Below are 22,084 nucleotides of genomic sequence, written 5' to 3' on the forward strand. Positions count from 1 at the left end.
AACTGAACGATGCATAAGAAGATGGTGGAACTTGGAAGAATAACACGCGTAGAAACTATCAGGGGGACAAGGTCGTGACGGATTTTAAAGAGATTTCCTTTGAAGATATTCAAAGGGCCGCCCAGAGATTAGAGGGGAAGCTGCATCTGACGCCCCTGGAGCACTCGCAGACTTTTTCCCGGTTGAGCGGCTGTGAGGTTTGGCTGAAATGTGAAAACCTTCAGCGCACAGGCTCTTTTAAGATCCGAGGTGCCCTGAACCGGATGTTTCATCTGACCGAGGAAGAAAAAAAGCGAGGCGTCATCGCCGCCTCAGCGGGAAACCATGCTCAGGGCGTCGCTTTGGGGGCGTCCTTAATCGGGGTTGCGTCGACGGTGGTCATGCCAACAGGCGCTCCCATGGCGAAAGTGGAAGCCACACGCGACTATGGTGCGAATGTAGTTCTAAGCGGAAACAACTACGACGAAGCTTATCAAAAAGCCCAGTCACTGCGAGAACAAAGCGGAGCGGTTTTTATCCATGCCTTCGACGATCCGAAAGTAATCGCCGGGCAGGGAACCTTGGCCATTGAGATCCTTAAGCAATTTCCCGACATGGACAAGCTGACCGGTATCGTCGTACCTGTTGGCGGTGGGGGACTGATCGGCGGCTTAGCGATGGCTGTAAAAAGCCTTCATCCCAAGGTACGCATCGTCGGTGTACAGACCGAATCAGCACCGGCTATGGCTCAATCGTTGGAACATCACAGCCACAGGATCGTGGCCTGCCGGTCAACGATCGCCGACGGCATTGCCGTAGCCTGCCCAGGCGACCTCACCTTTCGCTTAGTCAATGATTTTGTGGACGAGATCGTCACCATCGATGATGAAACGATCGCTAAGACGATGGTGATGCTATTGGAACGATCGAAACTGGTCGTTGAAGGATCCGGTGCTATCGGCCTATCTGCTTTAATAGAAGGAAAAGTGGGTCGACCAGGAGAACGGTGGGTCGCCATGCTGTCGGGAGGAAATATTGATGTATCCGCTATCGCCCAAATCATCGAACATGGACTGGTCGAAAGTGGACGCCGTTGGGAATTCCGCACGATCTTGCCGGACAAGCCTGGGTCACTGCAAAACTTGCTCTCCGAAGTGGCCTTCGGGGGGGCCAACATTATCTCCGTCGTTCATGACCGGCTTCGTCCCGGCTTGTCCTTGAGCCAGGCGGAAGTTAGCGTAGCCCTGGAGACGAGAGATGCGGAACACATCCAAAAGATACGCCATCAGTTTGAAGCAAAAGGTTTCCGGATTATCGATGTGTAAGCATAAAATACCTCTGTCCATATTATGAAGATAGATGTTAAACAAAATAGTCACAAAAATTTCAAAAAAGTTATTATAGTTAGAAGGTATTGACTGCCATTGGTCGAATAACAAAAAGGACTAGCAGGATAAGCATTGGGAAGGTGGTGAGAGCGTGAATATCACCGATGTCCGCGTAAGGAAAGTCAACATGGAAGGAAAAATGAAAGCGATTGTTTCGGTCACCATCGACAATGCTTTTGTCATCCATGACGTGAAAGTTGTTGAAGGGCAAAAAGGACTGTTTGTAGCCATGCCCAGCCGACGGACTCCGGAGGGAGAGTACCGCGATATCGCGCATCCGATTTCGGCCACGGCTCGTGAGCTCATCTCCGAGGCCGTATTAGATGCTTACCAAAGTGCTGTTGCCAATGCGATCGCTTAATGATTGTTTGACTGATATATTACGCATGGCTCCATAAGCAAAAGAGATGCCAAGTGCATCTCTTTTTTCATTGCCCTAGTTCCCAAGTACTACATAGATCGGCTTCTTCGTCCCATTCCTGTTCCTCATCGATCATCTGCCAAAGGGGTTGTAGGTCAGTGGCATAGTCTGAATAACCGGGCAGAGAGGTTAAATCTTGCCGAAGCTCCTTCACGGGCAGGCGAAAGTATTCCTTATCACCCTGGTAGAAGGCCCGAACGGCGCTCAAATCAGCAAAATAGCTGCGCTCAAGACGAGGGGCATGTTCGGCGACCAGCTTTGCCAGGCTCAAAGCGGCCAAGGTGATGGCTGGCGAGACGAGCCAACTCGATGGAGCACGATACTCAAAGCGTCCAGGCCCTTTGGGCCGTATGTCACCGACACAGCCGTAATACTTTCGACGCCGGATCGCAGTCCGTTTTCGTTCGATACAAAACAGAGGGATGAGCAGGTAGTTGTCTAAGGCCTGCAGCAGCCGAAAGTTTAAGTTTAAGCTGCCGAAATGGATATGACCGCCGATAGGAAACTGGGCAAAGGGCATGGAACCGGCCATCAAGGCGACCCGTTTCTTTTGAACTTTCTCGGAGGCCTTTGTTAAGAGGGAGCCGATGGCTTCCGTCAGCTCTCGAGGAGTCGATTTCGGGCGAGGGCGCAACTCACCAATCGCCTTGCGTTGATCGCAGCCGATGGCGCCTTTTACGGCGAAAAACCGATTGGCCGGGATCATTTTGCCGGTGCGGACGCTTTTCAACATGAACTCGGGGTCGGCACCAAGCTGGATCGGGTTAGCGTTGGTTGGAACAGAATCTCCCTTTCTGTGGGCGATCGTTTTGCGAAGGGCCGTGGCATAAGCTGCCGCCAATTCTTTAGTCAGGACGGGGGCGGCGGTGACCTTGTTGACCCAAGGAATACCTCGGGACTGGATGGACAATTGAACAGAACCGAAATCGATACCCGCCAGGTAGAGAGCGCGGATGGCCGTACCAAAACATTTCTGCCGTTCCGTCGAGGTGAGGCGTTCTCGAGTCTCCATAGCAACCACATTGCCGTCGACGACATGAATGGTCAGCGAACGGCCGCTTTTTTTCGTCAGGCTATAGGGGAGTCGATGGAGTCGATAGAAGGCAGACAAAGGGGCTTCTTTGAGACGGAGCAGGGCTTGCCGTCGGTTGAGTGTGAACAAGCTGCCTTCTTCACCCCCGGCGGCTCCGAATCGGATGAGCACTTCAGGAGGTTGGTCTGGACTGGTGACGGCATGAGGGCATTCCAGAGCGGCGGCTAAGCGACGGGCAGACAGGCGGTTGGGGTGAAGGACCAGCAACTCCACTGCGTTCACCTCGTCGACAAAATTTTCTCGGAAAAAAGGAAACCACACAGTTATGTGGAATAGTAGACGAGGACTTTGGCTCTTGCATAAAGTACGCAATATTGCGAGACTATGGAAAGAGTATGAAAGCATCGGCATTTACAGGAGGCGCAATCTATGCATATGCGGACGGCTGTCGTCCTGGCCGCAGGAAAAGGGACCCGGATGAAGTCGCGGCGGCCCAAGGTGCTTCATGAAGTAGCCGGTCGACCGATGGTTCATCATGTTCTGGAGGCTTTGGCTGCTTGCGACGTAACACAGCCGGTATTGGTCATCGGCCATGGGGGAGACCAGGTGCAGGCCTGCTTGGGAGAACGAGCGGTTTATGCGTGGCAGCAGGAACAATTGGGAACCGGCCATGCGGTCATGATGGCCCGGCCTTTGATTTCGGAACAAGTGCAAACGGTCATGGTGGTCTGTGGGGATACGCCCCTGTTGACCGGAGCGACCCTAGCTGCCCTTTGGCAGTGCCATGAAGAAAAAGGCGCGATGGCTACGGTGCTAACGGCTCTCTTAGATAATCCGACCGGATACGGACGGATCATCCGGGACGAGATGGGAAATGTGGCAGCGATCGTCGAGGAAAAAGACGCTTCTGAGACCCAAAAGGCGATTCGGGAGATCAACTCCGGAACCTACTGTTTTGAGCGCGCGGCTCTGTTTTCCGCGTTGGATGAGATTACGCCAGCAAACGCCCAAGGGGAGTACTATCTCACGGACGTGCTGGCCATCTTCCGTCAACGGGGCGGCTTCGTCGCTGCGCACAAAATCGACGACAATCAGGAAATCGTCGGTATCAACTCCCGTCAGCAGCTCGCCGAGGCCGAGGCGGTGCTGCAGAATCGTCTGCGGCGGAAGTGGATGGACGCCGGCGTCACGATGATCGATCCGGCGAGTGTCTGGCTAAACGCTCAGGTGAAGATTGGCTCCGATACGATCATCTATCCGAATACGATCTTAGAAGGGGACACCGTCATCGGCGAGGGATGTACGATCGGCCCGGCTACACGGGTGCGAGACAGCCGCATCGGCAATCACGGGGTCGTTCAGAACTCGATTGTCCTCGAGAGTGAAGTGGGGAACGACTGCAGCGTAGGTCCTTTCGCGTACCTGCGTCCGGGAACTGTCCTGTCTGATGAGGTCAAAGTGGGCGATTTCGTAGAAATTAAAAAGTCTGTGATCGGTCAAGGGTCCAAGGTGCCTCACCTCAGTTATGTCGGTGATGCTACCGTCGGTACCGGTGTAAATATCGGTGCAGGAACGATCACCTGCAACTATGACGGTGAGAAAAAGCATTCCACCACGATTCATGATGGCGCCTTTATCGGCTCAAACACCAATTTGGTAGCTCCTGTCGTAATTGGTGCCGGTGCACTCGTCGGGGCTGGCTCGACGATCAGCAAGGATGTTCCGGCTGGGGCGCTGGCCGTAGAACGGGCCCACCTAAAGGTGAAGGAAGGTTACCGCAGCGGGCATAAGCAGAAAAAATCATCAGACTAACATTGGAACAACCGAAACCGTTAGGAGGTACCCCCTATGTCATTCTTTAATAAAAAGTTAAAAATTTTTTCCGGTAACGCCAACCCAGCCCTCGCCGAGGAGATCGCCGAATACCTGGGCGTTTCGGTGGGAGCCGCCAAAGTCAAGCGGTTTAGCGACGGCGAAATCCATGTGGATATCGATGAAAGCGTACGGGGTGCCGATGTATTTGTCGTTCAGCCCACGAGCCAACCGGTGAACGAACACATCATGGAACTGCTTATCATGGTCGACGCCCTTCGTCGCGCATCAGCTCGCCGCATCACTGCTGTTCTTCCTTATTATGGATACGCACGGCAGGACCGGAAGGTGCGTGCCCGCGCGCCCATTTCGGCAAAACTGATGGCGAACATCCTGACGGCAGCCGGTGCACGCCGTGTCGTTACGATGGATCTCCATGCCGGTCAGATTCAAGGCTTCTTTGATATCCCTGTCGATCATCTCCCCGGGGTGCCCATTTTGGCCGAGTACTTCTTGAACAAAGGGCTGCAGGACATTGCCGTTGTGTCTCCCGATCTAGGCGGCGTCACCCGCGCTCGCGATCTGGCGGAACGCATCGGTGCTTCCTTGGCCATCATCGATAAACGCCGGCCTGAACCAAACGTATCAGAAGTCATGAATGTGATCGGCAATATTGAAGGGAAGACCGTAGTGATCACCGACGATATTATCGATACGGCCGGCACCATTGTGAACGCGGTTAAAGCGCTGTTGGAACGGGGCGCCAAAGAGGTGTACGCTTGTGCGACTCATGCTGTGCTTTCCGGACCGGCCATTGAGCGCATTGCCAATTCACAACTGAAAGAAATGATCGTCACCAACACCATCCCGCTGGCACCGGAAAAGCAGATCGAAAAAATCCGCAGCCTTTCGGTAGCGCCGCTGCTCGGTGAGGCGATCATTCGAATCCATGAAGATTTGTCGGTCAGCAAACTCTTCGACTAAGGATCATTCAGCCGCTTCCTGTTAATATATTGCGGAAATCGAAAAAACGCCTCCGAGGTGGTGAACACCTTGGAGGCGTTTTTTTAATGCACCATTATATGCTTTTTGCTTGTCACGATGGTCTGCTCGTCTTTTCCCTAATTAGTTGCGACTCTCCTCCGTCGGTGATGCTGTGGGAGCCCCAGGCAGGCTCACCGGACCAGATTCGACAGAACTGGCGGTGGTATCCGGTTCTGCTGCTGAAACCGGGTCGACCTGCTCTGTTGAACCTTCTGTTGACGTAAGGACAGAAGCATTCGTCGCAGGAACCAATTCAGTCGTTTCAGGAGAAGCAAAAGCTACGTTCGAATTCTCAGCGGCCCCGGAATCCGGGAGAGGATCCTGCTTCCCGGTACTTTCCTTGCTGGTGACCGTAGCTGAAGAGAGCGCGGTCGCTGTACCCTTTGGACTCGATACTGCTGAGGGTGAAGATGAGACGTTGGAATTACTTCCCTTGTCTGACGAGGATGGAAAAGAAGGTTCAATGTCGATACCTGTCTTGTTGGGACGACGAAATAAGTCTTCATCCTGTTGGATGGGAGCGGAAGAATCGGGTGCCTTCCAAGGACGAACGTCATCATCTTCCTTATCGGAAAAGAGATCGTTTGTACCGAGGCTGATTTTTTCGAGGGAACGGCTGAGCGACTCCCCAACCTGTTTGCTGGTGCTGATGGTAGAATCCCAGAATTTCATCGTCGTCTCAGTTAAACGCTTTAACGAGTCTTCCACCGGATGGGGCATGGGGGTCAAGCGTTCGATAGCGTCTTCATAAACCAGTACCATTTCCTGGCTGATGGTGCGAACGGCAGCGGCGGGCAAGGCGGCTTTGCCGTTGAACCAGCCTTCACCGAAATGACCCCGTATTTCCAAGGTGAGCAGCTTTCCTGTCTTCTCATCGAAATAGTACTCTTCGACAATGCCGACTTTTTGTCCAACCGTGGTGAGCACCTTGGAGCCGATAATGCCGATTTTATCTTTCATCAATTGAAAGAGATGGGGAAGATTGGTGACTCGCTGAACCTGACTCGCCCGGTCAATGACGATCGCTGCTTCACCGATGGAGTGCACTTTCGAATAGGGGATGATCTTTTGTTCGCGGAAGAGGCCCTTTTGGTCCACCTGCAATGCGACCACTTCCAAGGCCTCAGGATCAACGATCAACCCGCGAACGGCACCGAGTTTTTTCCCTTCGTCCAGGCTGACGATGGGTCGGGTAAGCAAACTTTTACTGCCGAGCATGCGGTGGGGGCCCCCTTTTTTAAAGATTTCTTTAGAAAAGATATGCCTGTCAGTGCGAGGACATGACCAGATCTACGGTTTAGCCGGACTGTTCCTGGTCATACTAGGGATGGAAGCAATAGGAATCGAACCGGAGGTTTCTCAACATGGAAGCGAATCAGTTACGGGTTTCGAAACGGGAAAAGGGAACACAAGCTTATGTAAAGGAATTGCGTCGCCGCGGGCTGCTGCCGGCCGTTATCTACGGGAAGGATTCGCCCGATCTGCTCGTATCGGTCAACGCCAAGGAATTGCAAAAGCTGCTTAACGCCAAGGGGAGCGCAACGGCTATCCTGGATGTCGCTCTTGAGGGCGGCGAAGAGCCGAAAAAAGTGATGGTCCGGGAGATGCAGCGAGACCCAGTAGCCCGGACGCTCAACCACGTCGATTTCCAACTGGTCAACATGAACGAGGTTATCTCAGCGGAAGTGACGATCCATCTCATCGGTACACCGGTCGGCGTCAAAGCGGGCGGGGTGATCCAGCATGGTCTGCGCACGTTGGAAGTGGAAGGACTCCCGGCCGACCTCCCGCCACGTATCGATCTCGATGTGAGCCACCTGGACTTGCACGATAAACTGACTGTAGCCGATGTGACGCCTCCGAAGGGGATCGATATCGTCTCTGACCCCGATCAAGTCATCGCCTCGATTGTCGTACCACGGGCCGTGGTAGAAACGACAGAGGAGCCGGCGAAAGCGGAGGAGCCTAAAGAAGCGGAAAAGGCTAACGGCGCCAAAGCCGAAGAAGCGTAAAGCCACCTGTGAGCCACAGGTGGCTTTACGCTTCCCCAAAAAGAGAGTATTCTATATAATCGAGACTCATTTTAGAACATATTTCCCAAAGGGGAGAGATAGATGAAAGCGATCGTCGGTCTTGGCAATCCCGGCCGTGACTATGAAAAAACGCGGCACAACATCGGTTTCATGGTCGTTGACCAGTTAGCGGAACGATGGGGCCATGATGGCTTCAAAGCCAAGTTTCAGGGGCTCTTTAGCGAAGTGCGCCTTGGAGGGCAGAAGGTTTTCCTGCTGAAACCGCAGACCTATATGAATTTGAGCGGGCAGGCTGCCGGTGCCATGGCCGCTTTTTATAAATTAGCTCCGGAAGATATCCTTGTCGTCTATGACGACCTCGATCTTCCGCCAGGAAAACTGCGAGGTCGAACAAAGGGCAGCAGCGGCGGTCATAACGGCATTAAATCGTTGATCGCCTGCCTAGGCAGTGAAAACTTTCCTCGATTGAAGCTGGGTATCGGCCGCCCGGTGAGCCGGCAGCCGTCGGCCAGCTATGTCTTAGAAAGCTTTCGGTCCGAAGAACAGGTCCATATCGAAAAAGCGATCGATACGGCTTGCGATGCCGTCGAGCTCTGGTTGGAGCAGGGGATGATCGAGGTGATGAACCGTTTCAACGGCGGCGAAAAAGCCTAGTCTTTCAGGGAGGGACATAACTCTTCGGCCAGCCCTTTGCGGACTTGATCCCGTACAGACTGGCGCAGCCAGCGAGATGTCACTTGATCGACCGGATAAGCAGCATAGATCGACGATAATTCTTCTGCCTCTTGAAATTTTACCAGAAGCACCTGATCGATATCGGCGTGGGCGACCATGCCCTTTTTGATCTCAAACATCTGACGGCGCGCCTCGCCCTCATACCAGAGGGCTTTCTGAAAATCCCAGCCGTAGGCGACAAAGCGCCGCAGCAGATCTAAGAGCCTGTAGGCGTGAAGAGCTTCCTTCGTGTCGTAACCGAACTCCTTGACTAGATGGGCCGTCGTTGATGTTCCTTTGCGCAGATTCTTCAGTTTCTCCTTCACCGTGCCGATGCAGTTGCGGAAAAGTCCCGGCCGATTTAACTGGGATAGAGCTTCTTTTCGAGAGAGAAGCTTTTGACCCAGTTCGATATGCTGGGGAGGGACGACCACTTCCTGGCTAAAGAGGATTTCGAGAAAATAGGGATTCCCCTTCAAGATCAACTCGGCGAAACGGCGTATATCGTGGACAGTATAGTCCACTTCCGGTGAAGTCTGAGCAGAGGAGAAAAACTTCTGGCTGTAAAGATCGTCAAAGGTAGGCAACAAGAGGTGTTTCCAATCTTGATCAGAGGTGCTGTCATGGAGGTTGTAATTGGGGGAGCCCACCCTGGCTGAGAAGAGAATCTTTCGCCCTGCGATAGTTTCAAGCATATCTTACATTCCTTGCAGAAGAAGTTCTTCAACCGTAATTTTCGGCGACAAACTGCAAAAAGGAGTCGTAGATATCGGGGGCAAACCAGACTTTGTTTTTCGCCAGATATTCTTTCGCTTCGGCTAATGTCCGTGCTTTCTGGGTCACCCGGTCTTCGCGCAACATAGCGAAAACGTCACAGATGCCAAGGATCTGGGCGCCACGTGCGATGGACGAGCCTGTTAACTTTCCGGGATAGCCGGAACCGTCGTAATGTTCGTGGTGCTGCTCCACCATCTCGGCTACTTCAGGCGGAAAGATTCCTCCTTCGCGGATGATGGAAGCACCATGGTTGGAGTGGACCTGGATTAAGATTTGTTCGATGGCGTCGATACCATGTGGCTTTTGCAGGATACTGGAAGCTACACGCAGTTTGCCAATATCGTGAAGCAAGGCGGCTAAGATGATCGGCATGGCTGTTTCACGAGGCAAATCGAGATGGTGGATGAACTCCTTGGTCACCTTCGCTACGTCTTGTGTATGTATCAAACTGGGAAGATCGTGTTCTTCCAGCTTCTTCAGAAGCCGTTCTGTCTCCTCGAGAAGTAAGGGATACTTGTCCGCCGAAACGGGCACGGGGACCCACCTCCATGGAATGTGGTTTCCTTCATTGTAACCGATTCCCATAGGGAACAAAACATCCTTTTCTTGACCGGACAAGTGGGGTAACAATATAATGAGAACGAATTCGGCCGTCCTACTCCGGTGCCGGGAGGCGGGGGGATCGATTCTTCCTGCCCAGAAAAGGTATCGAGCCAAGGACGAGAGGAGAGAGCGTATGGCCGAAAAGGCGACAGCAAACAATCTTTTTGATTATATAGCGGAAACTGCAGAATTTCAGCATCTCTGGACCAACTGGAAACGAGGCCGCGGCGCCCAGGCTGCCTTTGGATTGACCGGGAGCCAGCGAACGACCTTATTGGCGACCTTCGCCAACCGATCGGGGCAACCCCTCTTAGTGGTGACCCATTCGATACAGCAAGCAAAAAAAATCGTCGAGGATTTGCAGTCCCTCTTGCCCGATGATGATATCTTGTTCTTCCCGGCGACGGAAGTGATGCCCTATGAAGTGCTGTCCTCTAGCCATGAACAATTAGCCCACCGATTGAACACGTTGCTGCGGTTAGCCCGCAAAGAGCCGGTTACCGTGGTCACTACCATAGACGCTTTGATGAAAAAAATCGTACCCCCTGCCGTCATGGCCCAGGGGGCTATTCCTATTTCCGTAGGCGAACGGGTCGATCTGAATGGTCTGATCGAATCCCTTCATTTTTTAGGCTACCAGCGGGCCAACCAAATCGAAGGGGCCGGCCAATTTTCCCTCCGGGGCGGCATTCTGGATATCTTCCCGCTCACACAGCCCCAACCGGCACGGATCGAGTTCTTTGACGAGGAAGTGGACTCAATCCGGCTCATTGATGTGGAGAGCCAGCGTTCCCTCGAAAAAGTAAATACCTATGAGATCGGACCTGCCCGGGAGATGCTTTTGACGGCAGAGATGATGGAACAGGGCCGGGCGAGACTGGCCCGAGAAGCGGAAACAGCGCGAGCAAGGCTGCTCAAAGCAGATCAGCAGGAGACGGCTGCCCGGTTACAGGAAAAGGTGGATAGTTACCTAGAGCAACTATCCGAAGGGATCTGGGTGGAAGGCTTGGAGCAGTTCCAAAACTTTTTTTATCCCGATCAGGTGCTACTCACAGACTACCTGCATCCAGAGGCGATCCTCTTTTGGGACGAGCCGACGCGAATCAAAGAAACGGCTGAGGCGAAGGAGCAGGAGATCACTGAGACTTTCTTGCACCTCCTTGAGTCTGGCGGTGTGCTGCCGGAACAGAGGAACGTCTACACCTCCTATCACGACTTGAGCACCGAAATGGGCGGCAAGCCGATCATTTACCTCGCCCTGCTCGCCAAAAAACTGGATCGGGTCAACCACGAAAACACGGTACATTTTACGGCCAAGAACATGCATCCCTTTTTGGGCAAGTTGGATATGTTGGCCGATGAACTCAAGCAGTACCGGAAGCGGAAAGCGGCGGTACTGATTCTGGCGGCGACACCGTCCCGGCGTGACCGTATCTTGGAGGCCTTGCGCGACTATGGGGTCGAGGCCCGGTCTGTCGAAGGCATTGAATCGGAAATCGCCTCCGGCACGGTGTCGGTCGGTGTGGGCCATTTGGAAGCGGGATTTGAAATGGTATCGTCCCGGCTGGTCGTCATCACTGACTATGAGATTTTCGGCCGGGAGAAAAAGCCCCGCAAACCAAAAAAGGCGGCCCGGGAAGGACAGAAAATCGATTCCTTCGTCGACCTAGCTCTTGGTGATTACGTCGTCCATGTCAACCATGGGATTGGCCGCTACATGGGCGTTGAAAAGCTCGACGTAGGCGGTATCCAAAAAGATTACCTGGTGATCAAGTATGCTGGGGAAGACCGTCTCTACGTTCCTACGGAGCAGGTGCACCTGATCCAAAAATACGTCGGCACCGAAGGGGTAGCGCCGAAACTATATCGCTTAGGCGGAAACGACTGGCAAAAAGTCAAACAACGGGTCAAGGAATCGGTCCGGGAGATGGCTGGTGAACTGCTCAAACTGTATGCTGCTCGAGAAAGCCAGCCGGGTTTTGCCTTTCAGGCGGATTCGCCTTGGCAGAAAGAATTTGAAGAGGCCTTTCCCTATGAGGAGACACCTGATCAGTACCGCTCGATTATCGAAGTGAAGAGCGATATGGAACGACCCAAGCCGATGGACCGTTTGCTCTGCGGCGATGTGGGCTACGGCAAGACAGAAGTGGCCATCCGGGCCGCCTTTAAGGCGGTGCAGGATAGCAAGCAAGTGGCCGTTCTGGTTCCTACGACCATCTTGGCTCAGCAGCACTATAACACCTTTCGGGAGCGCTTCAGCGGCTACCCCGTCCGGGTCGACGTGCTCTCCCGCTTCCGCACGGCCAAGGAACAGAAGCTCACCATCGAAGGTCTGAAGACAGGTGAAGTCGATATCGTCATCGGTACTCACCGGCTCGTCTCCAATGATGTATGCTTTAAAGAACTTGGACTCTTGATCATCGACGAGGAGCAGCGCTTCGGTGTGGCCCATAAGGAGAAGATCAAACAATTTAAGGAAAACGTGGACGTGCTCACCCTATCCGCCACACCGATTCCTCGCACCCTGCACATGTCCATGGTGGGCTTGCGGGACATGTCGATCATCGAGACGCCGCCGGAAGATCGCTACCCCGTGCAGACCTATGTGGTGGAATACAACCCCGAGCTGATCCGGGAGGCCATCCGCCGGGAACTAAACCGGGGCGGCCAGGTCTATTATGTTCGCAACCGGGTCGAAGACCTAGACCGCATCGCCCGTGATTTGATGGCGATGATTCCAGACATTCGCGTCGCCGTCGGTCACGGTAAAATGCGGGAGGACCAGCTAGAACAGATCATGCTCGACTTTTTAGAAGGCGAGTACGATATTCTCGTTTGCACGACGATCATCGAGACGGGACTCGATATTCCCAATGTGAATACGTTGATCGTCGATGGTGCCGACCTGATGGGCTTATCTCAGTTGTACCAACTCCGGGGCCGGGTGGGACGTTCCAACCGGTTAGCCTATGCCTACTTCACCTATCGCAAGGACAAGGTGCTCACCGAAGTGGCTGAAAAACGGCTCCATGCGATCCGGGAGTTTACCGAACTGGGATCGGGCTTTAAAATCGCCATGCGGGACTTAGAGATTCGCGGTGTCGGCAATTTGCTCGGCCCGGAACAACACGGGCAGATGGCTTCCGTCGGTTTTGATCTATATTGTCGTTTGCTTGAAGAGGCGATCCAAGAACTGCGCGGAACAAAACCGGAAGAGAAGCCTGATGTGCTTGTCGAAATCAAGGTGGATGCCTTTATCCCGGACGGCTACATGGCCGACTCGGCGTCCAAAGTCCATTTTTACAAGCGCCTCCTCGATGCCAAGATGATCGATCAAGTCGATACGTTGGAAGAGGAGATGGAAGACCGCTTCGGGAATTTACCGGAAGCCGTCCAAAACTTAGTCCGCCTCAGCCGGATCAAAGCTCACGGGCAGGCTCTCGGTGTATCGGCGGTGCAGCAGGAAAAAGAAGAAGTTCGTATCCGCTTCTTTCCTCATGCCAAGGTGGACGCGTCGGCCATTTCGGCGCTGGTGCAGTTTTTAGGCCGGAAAGTCAACTTCTCTGCCTCGAGTGGCTTTGAAGTGAGAATCAAGACGACCCGCCAAAAACCACAGGAGACGCTGCTGATTGTCGATAAAGCGATGGGTCTGCTCGCGCAAGCGAGCAAGGGCAAAGAGGGGAATGGGGAAGCCCATAAAACCTTGGCCCTACAGGAGCCGGAAGCACACGCCGTACAGGTTGTTCCTGAATCGACAACCGGACGAAACCGTGGGAACCAGTGGCCGCCAAGTACTCGCCATTGATCCGTCGTTCCCGATGTAACGCCGCACTTCTCTCGGCAAACAACTGCAACTTTTCAGCCCATAAGGTCCAATGTTTTACAGAGTCATAGCAACATTTCCCAACCAACTTGTCGCCTCGGAGATCTTGGTGGTATAATCGAGTCGTTCCTACACCAATAAGGAGGACTATTTATTTTGAAAAAATCAGCGAAATTGCTGGCTGCGGCCTTGTTAGGGATGTTTATGTTGTCCCTGGTAGGCTGCGGCAGCAGTAGTACAGTAGCCACCGTCAACGGCGAAAAAGTTACCCGAGCGGAGCTGGACAAGCGAGTCAACCGGTATAAACAAAGCCTAGAGGGAGATCCGAACCAGAAAGAGGTCCTCGCCAGCCTGGAACAGCAGGAATTAGAACGGCTGATCGATGAAAAGCTGCTCATGCAGGAAGCGAAACAGCGGAATATCCAGGTGACCGACGCTCAGGTCGATGAAGAACTGACGAAAGGGAAGCAGAATTTTCCTTCTGATGAGGAATATCAGAACGCACTGAAACAGAACGGCTTAACAGAATCAGAACTAAAAGAGATGATTCGTTCGAACCTGATCATCTCGAATCTTTATGATGCCCTCAGCCCGGACGTGCAAGTGAGCGACCAAGATATTCAGAAGTACTATAAAGAAAATCCCGATAAGTTTAAGCAAACCCAGCAAGTCAAGGCTTCGCACATTCTCTTAAAGACGGAAGATGAAGCCAAAGCTATTATCGATCAACTGAAAAAAGGCGCCAACTTTGAGCAGTTGGCTGCGGAGAAATCCACCGACCCGACGGCTGCCCAGAACAAAGGTGAACTCGGTTTCTTCGACCGTGAAGCGATGGTTAAGGAGTTTTCTGACGCCGCCTTCTCGATGAAAAAAGGCGAGATCAGTAAAACCCCCGTTAAATCCAGTTTTGGCTATCATGTGATCCGCGTCGAGGACATCAAAGAAGCACGCCAGTTGTCCTTAGACGAAGTGAAAGATCAGATCAAAGTCGACCTGGCGGCAGAACAGAAACAACAGAAATTCGAGACCTGGTACGGTGATGTAAAAGCGGCTGCTAAAATCGAACGGAAACTTCCCCAACCGGCGACTCCGCAGACCGGAACAGGAACGCCCAATTCGTCGCAGCAGCCTGAACAGACGCCGGCCCCCGCTACACCCGCTCCGGAAGGACAACAACCGACTAAATAATGACAAAGAGCCCGATAACCGTCCAAAAGCGGCTATCGGGTTCTTTTTTACGGGAATGTCAGAGCCGTCGGGGATGGAAAAAAATGAATAACCCCAAAGGGTCGGATATATACTATCACTGAACCAAGAACCCCAAGTCACGGCCCACAAAGGAGGGATGGTGAAGGAATGAAAGCAACGGGCATCGTACGGCGAATCGATGATCTCGGGCGTGTGGTCATACCCAAGGAGATCCGAAGAACCTTACGTATCCGAGAAGGAGACCCTCTGGAGATCTTTGTGGATCGCGAAGGGGAGGTCATCCTAAAGAAATATTCGCCGATTGGCGAGTTAGGCGATTTTGCCAAAGAATATGCGGACTCCTTGAGCGAGGCCACGGGCCATATCGCATGTATCGCAGACCGGGACAACATCATCGCCGTAGCAGGAGCCCCGAAAAAAGAGTTTTTAGGCAAGCCGGTCGGGCCTGCGGTCGAACGGGTGATGGAGGAGCGGAAAGCTGTTCTTATTCAGAAGCCAGGTGAACATGCCCACTGCAAAGGTTGCCCTTCTACCGAAGAAGAGGTCGATTGCAAATTTTCTGCTGAAGTTATTGCTCCGATTATCGCGGAGGGTGACCCGATTGGCGCAGTCCTTTTAGCATCGAAAGATCCGAACGTCAAGATGGGCGAGATGGAGATGAAACTGGCTGAGACGGCTGCCGGTTTCCTCGCCAAACAAATGGAACAATGACTTTACCCGGATTGGGCAAAGTACTTGTGCCAAAGCATAACCGACCGGTTATGCTTTGCCGCGTTTAGGGGGTATATTGCATAGATGGCCTGGCAGGGGACAGGAGGACGGCGGTTTCTCATGGGTGCCCTCTGGCTGACCGGGGCGGGAATCGTCAGCAAATTTCTGGGTGCCTTTTACCGGATCCCTTTGGCTCGCATTTTAGGTTCCGAAGGTGTCGGATTATACCAGATGGTATACCCCATCTATACAGTGGCATTGAGCCTGGCGACAGCGGGGCTCCCGGTGGCTATCTCCGTGCTGGTCGCACAGAGGGCAACCCATGGAGACCACCGGGGAGCTTATCGGGTCTTTTTAGCTTCCTTTGGGCTGCTCTTTGGTCTCGGATGTGGGGCTACATATTTGATGGTCCACTATGCCCCCTTTTTGGCCAGGGGAGTCCTTCAGGATGAACGGACCGTTTTTTCTTTATGGGCGATTGCGCCAGCGGTGCTGCTGACGGCGCTCATGGCTGCTTTCCGAGGCTATTTTCAAGGGTATCAGCATATGATACCGACGGCTTTATCGCAGGTGGCCGAGCAACTTGTCCGCGTCGGAACGATTCTTTGGCTCAGCCTATACTTGCTGGGGTACGGCGTCGACGTGGCTGCAGCCGGTGCCACCTTTGGAGCGGTCACCGGCGGAATGGCCGGGTTGATCGTCTTGGGGGGATTTTTTTATTACTGGCAGCGTCAAACCCAAGGTGGTATTCCTCGGGAAAGCCTTTTTGATGATGAGAGCGCGGCGGCTGAGTCGGCTCCGCCTGTCGTTCACAGCACGAGTATTTTCGGCCTCTGGAGGGAATTGCTCATCTTATCGCTGCCCATATCCCTAGGCGGACTCGTCACGCCCATCATGCAAACAGTCGATGCCGTTCTCATTCCGCGAGGTTTGCAGTTAGCTGGTTATACGGCGTCACAAGCGGCTTCGCTCTTTGGAGAATTTTCCGGAATGGCCGCGTCCCTGGTGGGCATGCCGTCGATCGTAACGGGAGCTGTCGGTGCCAGCTTGGTTCCCGTCATTTCAGCCCTTTGGAACCGGGGTGATCGCCGTCTCGCTATGGAGAGGTATCTCTCGTCCGTACGGATCGTGGCGCTTCTGTCTTGGCCGGCCGCCGCAGGGTTGGTCGCGTTAGCTGAGCCGATTGGGGCTCTGCTTTTTCATGCCCCCGGGTCGGCTCAGCCCATGGTCTGGTTAGCGCCGACCATTCTCTCGTCGGCTTTCTACCAGGTGGTCACATCGGGTCTCCAGGGCATGGGGAGGACAGCCTTTCCCGTCGTCGCCCTCATCATAGGTACAGTGTTGAAAGTGGGCAGCAATATCGTTCTGATGCCCCGATGGGGTCTATTGGGAGCGGCTGTCGGTTCGAATGTGGGTTTCTTGGTAGCGGCGATACTCGTTCTCTGGTATATTCGGATACAGAGCGGCGTTTCCTTTCCCTGGTCGGCTGCCTTGCTCAAGCCTTTGGTTGCTGCTACAATGATGGCGGGTTACGCCCTTGTCGGCGTCCCTTATTTGACAAATATAGCAGGGCCTTGGATCGGGCTGGGCTTGTCCATGGTCACCTCGTCGATCGTTTATGGTCTCACTCTTCTGGCTATCGGTGGGATTCAGGCGGTCGATCTGGCCATGATCCCCCGGATGGGCCCTCGGCTGGCTCGTTGGCACCGGCAGTTTTGGGGCGCTTAAAAGCTGTTTTTAGCGCCCCCCTCTACATTGTGAACGAATCGGAGGAGCATCATGGAACCGAACATTACGATCGTCGGGTTAGGCGCGGGAGATGCAGGACATCTTACACTGGCAGGCTGGCAAGCTCTGCAGTCGAAGCGTCCTCTTTTTCTTCGCACCGCTGTCCACCCGACTGTGGAATATTTAACAAAATCGGGCTTGACTTATCGTAGCTTTGACCACCTCTATGATCAGGTCGATTCCTTCGATCAACTTTATCCTCGCATCGCTGAAGAAATACTTCAGGAGACGGAAAAAGGTCCCTTGACCTACGCCGTACCCGGCCATCCCCGTGTAGGGGAGAAGACCGTTGAAATTCTCTTAGCCGAGGCGGGACGACGGGGATTGACGGTCGATGTCATCCCTGGTGTGAGCTTTTTGGAAGCCATGTATACGACCCTCGGGTTAGATCCTTCCCGGGGGCTGACGGTGTTGGACGGTTTGGACTTGAAAGCTAGCGATCTAGCGGGGCGTCAAGGCATCATCATCACCCAGATGTATTCACCGCTGGTCGCCTCGGAAGTGAAATTAACCCTGATGGAGCGGTACCCTGATGAGTATCGAGTCACCGTCATCCGGGCTGCGGGCGTGTCGGGGGAGGAACGTGTGGAAACGATTCCTCTTTATCAACTCGATCGCTTGTCTTGGGTGGATCACCTGACGAGCGTCTATGTTCCGCCGAAGGGGGAAGGTGACGGGGCTGATCAGGAGTCGCCGGCCGAAGAAGTCGAACGAGAATCGGGGGCACAGTCAACAGCTGACCGTTTTTCTTCGGGAAAATATCCTCTCGATCCCCTTGTCGATGTCATGTTTCGCCTGTTGGGCGAGGGCGGTTGCCCTTGGGACCGCGAGCAAACCCATGAATCCCTGAAACCCTATCTCCTGGAAGAGTCTTACGAGGTTTTAGAAGCGATCGATTTGAAAGATGACAGCAAAATCCGAGAGGAGCTGGGCGACGTGCTTTTGCAGGTCGTCTTCCACGGTGTTATCGCCCAGCAAGAGGGGCGCTTTCAGATCGGTGAAATTGTACAAAGCATAACGGAAAAAATGATTCGCCGGCACCCCCATGTTTTTGCCGATATTTCGGTCGCTGATTCCAAAGAAGTGCTCGTCAACTGGGAAGCGATCAAGGCGCAAGAAAAAGGCGAGAAGGTGAAGAGTCCCAGCGGTATCGATAAGGTCACGACGGCGCTGCCGGCACTGTTGCGAGCGGAAAAACTACAGAAGCGGGCAGCTCGCATCGGTTTTGATTGGGTCGACTGGCATGGCCCAAGAGAAAAAGTCCGGGAAGAGTTGGCCGAGTTGGTAGAGGCGATCGATAGTGGCGATAAGAGGCACATCCGTGATGAGCTAGGGGATCTTTTCTTTGCTGTCGTCAATCTGGCGAGGTTTTTCCAGGTTAACCCAGAAGAAGCCCTTCACCGCACCAGTGATAAGTTCATCCGGCGTTTTCGATATGTAGAAGAATGCTGTCGGCGGGAACAAAAAAATATGACCGATTGCTCTTTAGAAGAGATGGACAAGTACTGGGATGAAGCAAAAGCACAGGGTCTATAGGAATAATTTGGCTTAAAAAGTCGAAAATATTAACAAGCCGGAAGGAATAAATGGGTATATAGCGAATACCTTCACAGCAATCCAATACTAGGAGGGGTAACGGGTGAACAAAACAGATTTGGTGAGTGCCGTCGCAGAAAAAGCCGAACTGACCAAAAAGGATGCCGAAAAGGCAGTTAATGCGTTTTTTACTGTTGTAGAAGAAGCTCTGAAAGCGGGAGATAAAGTTCAACTCGTCGGATTTGGCACCTTTGAGATCCGGGAACGGAAAGCTCGTACAGGCCGCAATCCGCAGACCGGGGAAACGATTACGATTGAAGCCTCGAAAGTGCCGGCCTTCAAAGCAGGTAAAGCACTGAAAGATGCTGTCGAAGCTTAATCCCGGAAGTACAAAAGAGTTGAAGTCAGGTTTCCGGCAGGGAACCTGATTTTCATTCGGGGGGATCATCGTGCGTCTCGATAAGTTCCTAAAGGTGTCCCGCATCATCAAGCGGCGCACCGTCGCCAAGGAAGTTTGTGAGGGCGGACGGGTTACTGTCAACGGACGTCCGGCTAAAGCGGGGACGGAGGTGCAACCGGGCGATCGGTTGATCCTGCGGTTTCCTCAAAAAACGTTGGAAGTGGAGATTCAAGAGATCAAGGAAAACGCCCGGGTGGAAGAAGCCCGGGACCTATACCGGATCCTGCGGGAAGAGAACCTTCCCCGAGAGGAATCCCCTTTGTTCTAGGAAAAACGCCTGCCCACATATGCATGATGGGGGGGCGTTTTTATTTTGTCGATATTGAGGACAAAGGAGGAACTTCCGTGGATGTTCATAACGATAAAAGCCACGGCTTTGTCGTGGAAGACCGTAAGAACATTATGATTCGCGGTGTGACCCAAGTCGGCGCTTTTGACGAAAACGAGATCTACACGGTGACGGTGCGGGGGCCTCTGCTGCTCCGTGGCGAAGGTTTGCAGATTATCCAGCTGAACTTAGACGAAAAGGTGCTGTCGGTGGAGGGTTATATCACGGCGGTACAGTACCTGGAGGAAAACTCTCCGCAAAACATACGGCAAAAAGGCAAGAACTTATTGAGTCGCCTGCTCCGGTAGGAGTAGGGGCGGGGAGGAATTTCGGTGACACCACTGGCCCAGCAAATCTACGGTTTTGCCTTATCGGCGATTGGCGGGTTGCTTTTAGGTGCCGGATTCGATCTTTATCGAACCCTTGTCAGGGTGGGCCGCCGGCGATGGTGGACGTCGGTGGCCGACTATTTCATTTGGCTTTTTGGCGCTGCCGTCTTTTTTCTTTTGCTTCTCTGGGGCAACCTGGGCGAAGTGCGGGTCTATGTCTTTATGGGGCTCGCGTTTGGACTCTTCCTTTACTTTCGTTTTGTTTCGGAGGAAGTCCGGGCCTTTTGGGAAGGCATGCTTGAACTGATCTTGCATGTTCTTCGCATGCTCCTTTATCTCGCCACCTTCCCCTTTGTCTTTGCCTACCGGCTCTTTCGAGACTGTATGAGCTATCTCTACCGGAACATGGTCAAGTTGAAACGTTGGATTAACCAGAAGATAGGGATCCCTTTACGACGAACGATACAGTTTCTTCGGGTCCGTTTATTCAGTCTCAGTTCTCGATGGAAAAAGATCAAAGGACGCATCGGACAGCGTTTTCGCCGCCCCCCGCCAGGACCTCCGCCTAATGAGGATTGACATCTAAATAAATCTATATATTTTTTATTGAGTTGCAGGAATTTGAAAGAGCCTTGCAGAAAGTACCAAATTAAGTATTCTGGGGAAGATACCTATTCCAGGGAAGAGGGGTTTCGGTGAAACGAGCCAAGGCACGATCCAATCGAAAAAAGATGATATTGCTCATCGGGGCAGGGATCGGCTTATTGGCGTTGGCAGCTGTTCCCCCCTATCTTCAGCATCGGGAACTAGCCCAGGAGGCGGACAGGCTGTCTGCCGATCTGGAACAGGTGCGAACGGAACATGGGCAGATGCAAAAAGAAAAAGAATGGCTTTCCTCGGACGCTTACGTGGAACAGGTCGCTCGTCAACAACTGGGGCTCGTTCGACCTGGCGAAGTGATCGTCGTCAGGGCGAAACAAGGCAACGGCGTTCCTTTGAAAAAAGACGCCAATGGAAATATTCAAATTCGAGACTAATGAAAAAGCATTTCCGACCGTCGCCGGTGGAAATGCTTTTTATATTCGGGAGGTTATAGCGATGATCAATCAAGGGAAAGCGTGGGGAGCCATCGACATCGGCTCCAACTCGGTGCGATTTCTTGCTGCCCGCCTGGATGGAGAGGAACTGATGCCTTTGTGGCATCACCTCGATACGACGAGGTTAGGCCGGGAGGTAACCCGTTCCGGGATGCTCCACCCCGAAGCGGTGGAACGAACGATGGCCGCCTTAGGCCACGGCGTAGAGTCTATGCAAAAATTCGGCATATCCGTTCAGAAGGTGGCCACCTTTGCGACAAGTGCTGTTCGAGAGGCTGACAATGGCCGGGATTTTTGCCGGCAAGTGTATGAACGATTCGGGCTGGAAGTGGCCCTTCTGTCCGGAGAGACGGAGGGGCATTTGAGCTATCAGGGAGCCGTGGAGGGGCTTCCAGAAGGGACTGCAGCAGGGAGAATTCCTGTCGTCTTAGACATCGGCGGCGGCAGTGCCGAAGTGGTATTTCACCATAAGGACCGGTGGTGGCGTCAGAGTTTTCCCCTTGGTGCGGTCCGCCTGACCGAATCGCCTTTGAGCAGGGAGGGGATTGCTTCGGTCTGGGCACCAGCGGTGGAGAAAGTACGCTCTCTGCAATGGGTGGGCAGGCCGATGCTAATCGGGGTCGGTGGGACGATTACGACCGTAGCGGCTATTGCACTGCAATTGCGTAAGTATGCTCCTGACAAGGTTCACGGTTATGAAATCCCTCAGGAAAAAGTAAAGTCCATCGCCCAAAAACTGCGGGCGATGGACGTAGTGGAACGGAAACAAGTGGCCGGGCTGCAGCCCCAGCGGGCTGACATTATTCCGGCAGGATTATCGGTGTTAGAGGCCTTTATGGAGGATGGGGGATTTGAGGAAATCGTCGTCAGTGAGACCGATCTGTTGCATGCGGCCTTGAAGCGAATCGCTGTGGGAGAGTGGCCGCCGCGAGGTGAATAGCCGCCACTTCGCCCAAAGCGCTCACTCCGTCAATGCGCCCCAAATCGTGCCTGATGGAG

General features: G+C 53.3%; 21 protein-coding genes. 17 read left to right on the forward strand and 4 right to left on the reverse strand.

Annotated features, from left to right (window positions below):
- The first annotated feature begins 74 nt into the window (after positions 1-74).
- Both ilvA and spoVG read left to right on the forward strand, forming a co-directional pair.
- Positions 75-1,304: a threonine ammonia-lyase gene (gene ilvA, locus H1S01_RS06600; RefSeq protein ID WP_188039299.1), complete on the forward strand. Its 1,230-nt coding sequence runs from the start codon at positions 75-77 to the stop codon at positions 1,302-1,304.
- A gap of 154 nt (positions 1,305-1,458) precedes the next feature.
- Positions 1,459-1,728: a septation regulator SpoVG gene (gene spoVG, locus H1S01_RS06605; protein WP_170291702.1), complete on the forward strand. Its 270-nt coding sequence runs from the start codon at positions 1,459-1,461 to the stop codon at positions 1,726-1,728.
- A 67-nt stretch (positions 1,729-1,795) separates the two neighbouring features.
- Here the strand turns inward: spoVG and H1S01_RS06610 are convergent, their stop codons facing one another.
- Positions 1,796-3,094 carry a putative amidoligase domain-containing protein gene (locus H1S01_RS06610; protein ID WP_188039300.1) on the reverse strand — a complete coding sequence of 433 codons (1,299 nt, stop codon included), beginning with the start codon at positions 3,092-3,094 and terminating at the stop codon, positions 1,796-1,798.
- Between the two features lie 156 nt (positions 3,095-3,250).
- On the opposite strand from H1S01_RS06610, the gene glmU reads away from it, so the two are divergent.
- Together glmU and H1S01_RS06620 are read left to right on the forward strand one after the other, a co-directional pair.
- On the forward strand, positions 3,251-4,633 hold the full coding sequence (gene glmU, locus H1S01_RS06615; RefSeq protein ID WP_188039301.1) for a bifunctional UDP-N-acetylglucosamine diphosphorylase/glucosamine-1-phosphate N-acetyltransferase GlmU: 1,383 nt from the start codon (positions 3,251-3,253) through the stop codon (positions 4,631-4,633).
- 36 nt (positions 4,634-4,669) lie between these two features.
- The gene (locus tag H1S01_RS06620) at positions 4,670-5,617 is read left to right on the forward strand and encodes a ribose-phosphate diphosphokinase (RefSeq protein ID WP_155475562.1); all 948 of its coding nucleotides are present in this window, start codon (positions 4,670-4,672) and stop codon (positions 5,615-5,617) included.
- A gap of 141 nt (positions 5,618-5,758) precedes the next feature.
- On the opposite strand, the gene H1S01_RS06625 is transcribed toward H1S01_RS06620, so the two are convergent.
- On the reverse strand, positions 5,759-6,895 hold the full coding sequence (locus H1S01_RS06625; protein ID WP_188039302.1) for a PRC-barrel domain-containing protein: 1,137 nt from the start codon (positions 6,893-6,895) through the stop codon (positions 5,759-5,761).
- Between the two features lie 146 nt (positions 6,896-7,041).
- Here H1S01_RS06625 and H1S01_RS06630 point away from each other — a divergent pair, with 146 nt between their 5' ends.
- The gene (locus tag H1S01_RS06630) at positions 7,042-7,689 is read left to right on the forward strand and encodes a 50S ribosomal protein L25/general stress protein Ctc (RefSeq protein ID WP_188039303.1); all 648 of its coding nucleotides are present in this window, start codon (positions 7,042-7,044) and stop codon (positions 7,687-7,689) included.
- 102 nt (positions 7,690-7,791) lie between these two features.
- The gene (gene pth / locus H1S01_RS06635) at positions 7,792-8,364 is read left to right on the forward strand and encodes an aminoacyl-tRNA hydrolase (protein WP_188039304.1); all 573 of its coding nucleotides are present in this window, start codon (positions 7,792-7,794) and stop codon (positions 8,362-8,364) included.
- On the opposite strand, the gene H1S01_RS06640 is transcribed toward pth, so the two are convergent.
- Both H1S01_RS06640 and H1S01_RS06645 read right to left on the reverse strand, forming a co-directional pair.
- Complete coding sequence (locus tag H1S01_RS06640; RefSeq protein WP_188039305.1) at positions 8,361-9,119, reverse strand: DNA polymerase beta superfamily protein; 759 nt, start codon at positions 9,117-9,119, stop codon at positions 8,361-8,363. The genes pth and H1S01_RS06640 overlap by 4 nt on opposite strands.
- A gap of 28 nt (positions 9,120-9,147) precedes the next feature.
- Positions 9,148-9,735, reverse strand: a complete 588-nt coding sequence (locus H1S01_RS06645; protein WP_188039306.1) for an HD domain-containing phosphohydrolase — start codon at positions 9,733-9,735, stop codon at positions 9,148-9,150.
- Between the two features lie 100 nt (positions 9,736-9,835).
- On the opposite strand from H1S01_RS06645, the gene mfd reads away from it, so the two are divergent.
- The 11 genes from mfd (at position 9,836) to H1S01_RS06700 (ending at position 22,025) form a co-directional block, all read left to right on the forward strand.
- A complete protein-coding gene (gene mfd, locus H1S01_RS06650) occupies positions 9,836-13,609 on the forward strand; it encodes a transcription-repair coupling factor (protein WP_243237105.1) in 3,774 nt (1,257 codons plus the stop codon).
- Between the two features lie 174 nt (positions 13,610-13,783).
- A complete protein-coding gene (locus H1S01_RS06655; protein WP_188039307.1) occupies positions 13,784-14,815 on the forward strand; it encodes a peptidyl-prolyl cis-trans isomerase in 1,032 nt (343 codons plus the stop codon).
- Positions 14,816-14,983: 168 nt separating this feature from the next.
- Positions 14,984-15,547, forward strand: a complete 564-nt coding sequence (gene spoVT / locus H1S01_RS06660; protein ID WP_155475570.1) for a stage V sporulation protein T — start codon at positions 14,984-14,986, stop codon at positions 15,545-15,547.
- An 84-nt stretch (positions 15,548-15,631) separates the two neighbouring features.
- A complete protein-coding gene (locus tag H1S01_RS06665; RefSeq protein WP_188039308.1) occupies positions 15,632-17,275 on the forward strand; it encodes a putative polysaccharide biosynthesis protein in 1,644 nt (547 codons plus the stop codon).
- A gap of 51 nt (positions 17,276-17,326) precedes the next feature.
- Positions 17,327-18,871, forward strand: coding sequence for a bifunctional methyltransferase/pyrophosphohydrolase YabN (gene yabN, locus H1S01_RS06670; RefSeq protein WP_188039309.1), 1,545 nt, complete (start codon positions 17,327-17,329; stop codon positions 18,869-18,871).
- Positions 18,872-18,974: 103 nt separating this feature from the next.
- Entirely contained in the window at positions 18,975-19,250 is a 276-nt protein-coding gene (locus H1S01_RS06675) for an HU family DNA-binding protein (RefSeq protein WP_170291706.1), read from the forward strand.
- Between the two features lie 70 nt (positions 19,251-19,320).
- On the forward strand, positions 19,321-19,599 hold the full coding sequence (locus H1S01_RS06680; protein ID WP_188039310.1) for a S4 domain-containing protein: 279 nt from the start codon (positions 19,321-19,323) through the stop codon (positions 19,597-19,599).
- A gap of 77 nt (positions 19,600-19,676) precedes the next feature.
- Positions 19,677-19,967 (forward strand): YabP/YqfC family sporulation protein, encoded by a 291-nt coding sequence (locus H1S01_RS06685; RefSeq protein ID WP_188039311.1) that lies wholly within the window; start codon positions 19,677-19,679, stop codon positions 19,965-19,967.
- 24 nt (positions 19,968-19,991) lie between these two features.
- Positions 19,992-20,567, forward strand: coding sequence for a spore cortex biosynthesis protein YabQ (gene yabQ, locus H1S01_RS06690; protein WP_188039312.1), 576 nt, complete (start codon positions 19,992-19,994; stop codon positions 20,565-20,567).
- A gap of 116 nt (positions 20,568-20,683) precedes the next feature.
- Complete coding sequence (locus H1S01_RS06695) at positions 20,684-21,025, forward strand: cell division protein FtsL (protein WP_188039313.1); 342 nt, start codon at positions 20,684-20,686, stop codon at positions 21,023-21,025.
- A gap of 61 nt (positions 21,026-21,086) precedes the next feature.
- Entirely contained in the window at positions 21,087-22,025 is a 939-nt protein-coding gene (locus H1S01_RS06700) for a Ppx/GppA phosphatase family protein (RefSeq protein ID WP_188039314.1), read from the forward strand.
- The last annotated feature ends 59 nt before the right edge of the window (positions 22,026-22,084 follow it).

It is taken from the genome of Heliobacterium chlorum (genome assembly GCF_014502795.1).
Lineage (GTDB): Bacteria > Bacillota > Desulfitobacteriia > Heliobacteriales > Heliobacteriaceae > Heliobacterium > Heliobacterium chlorum.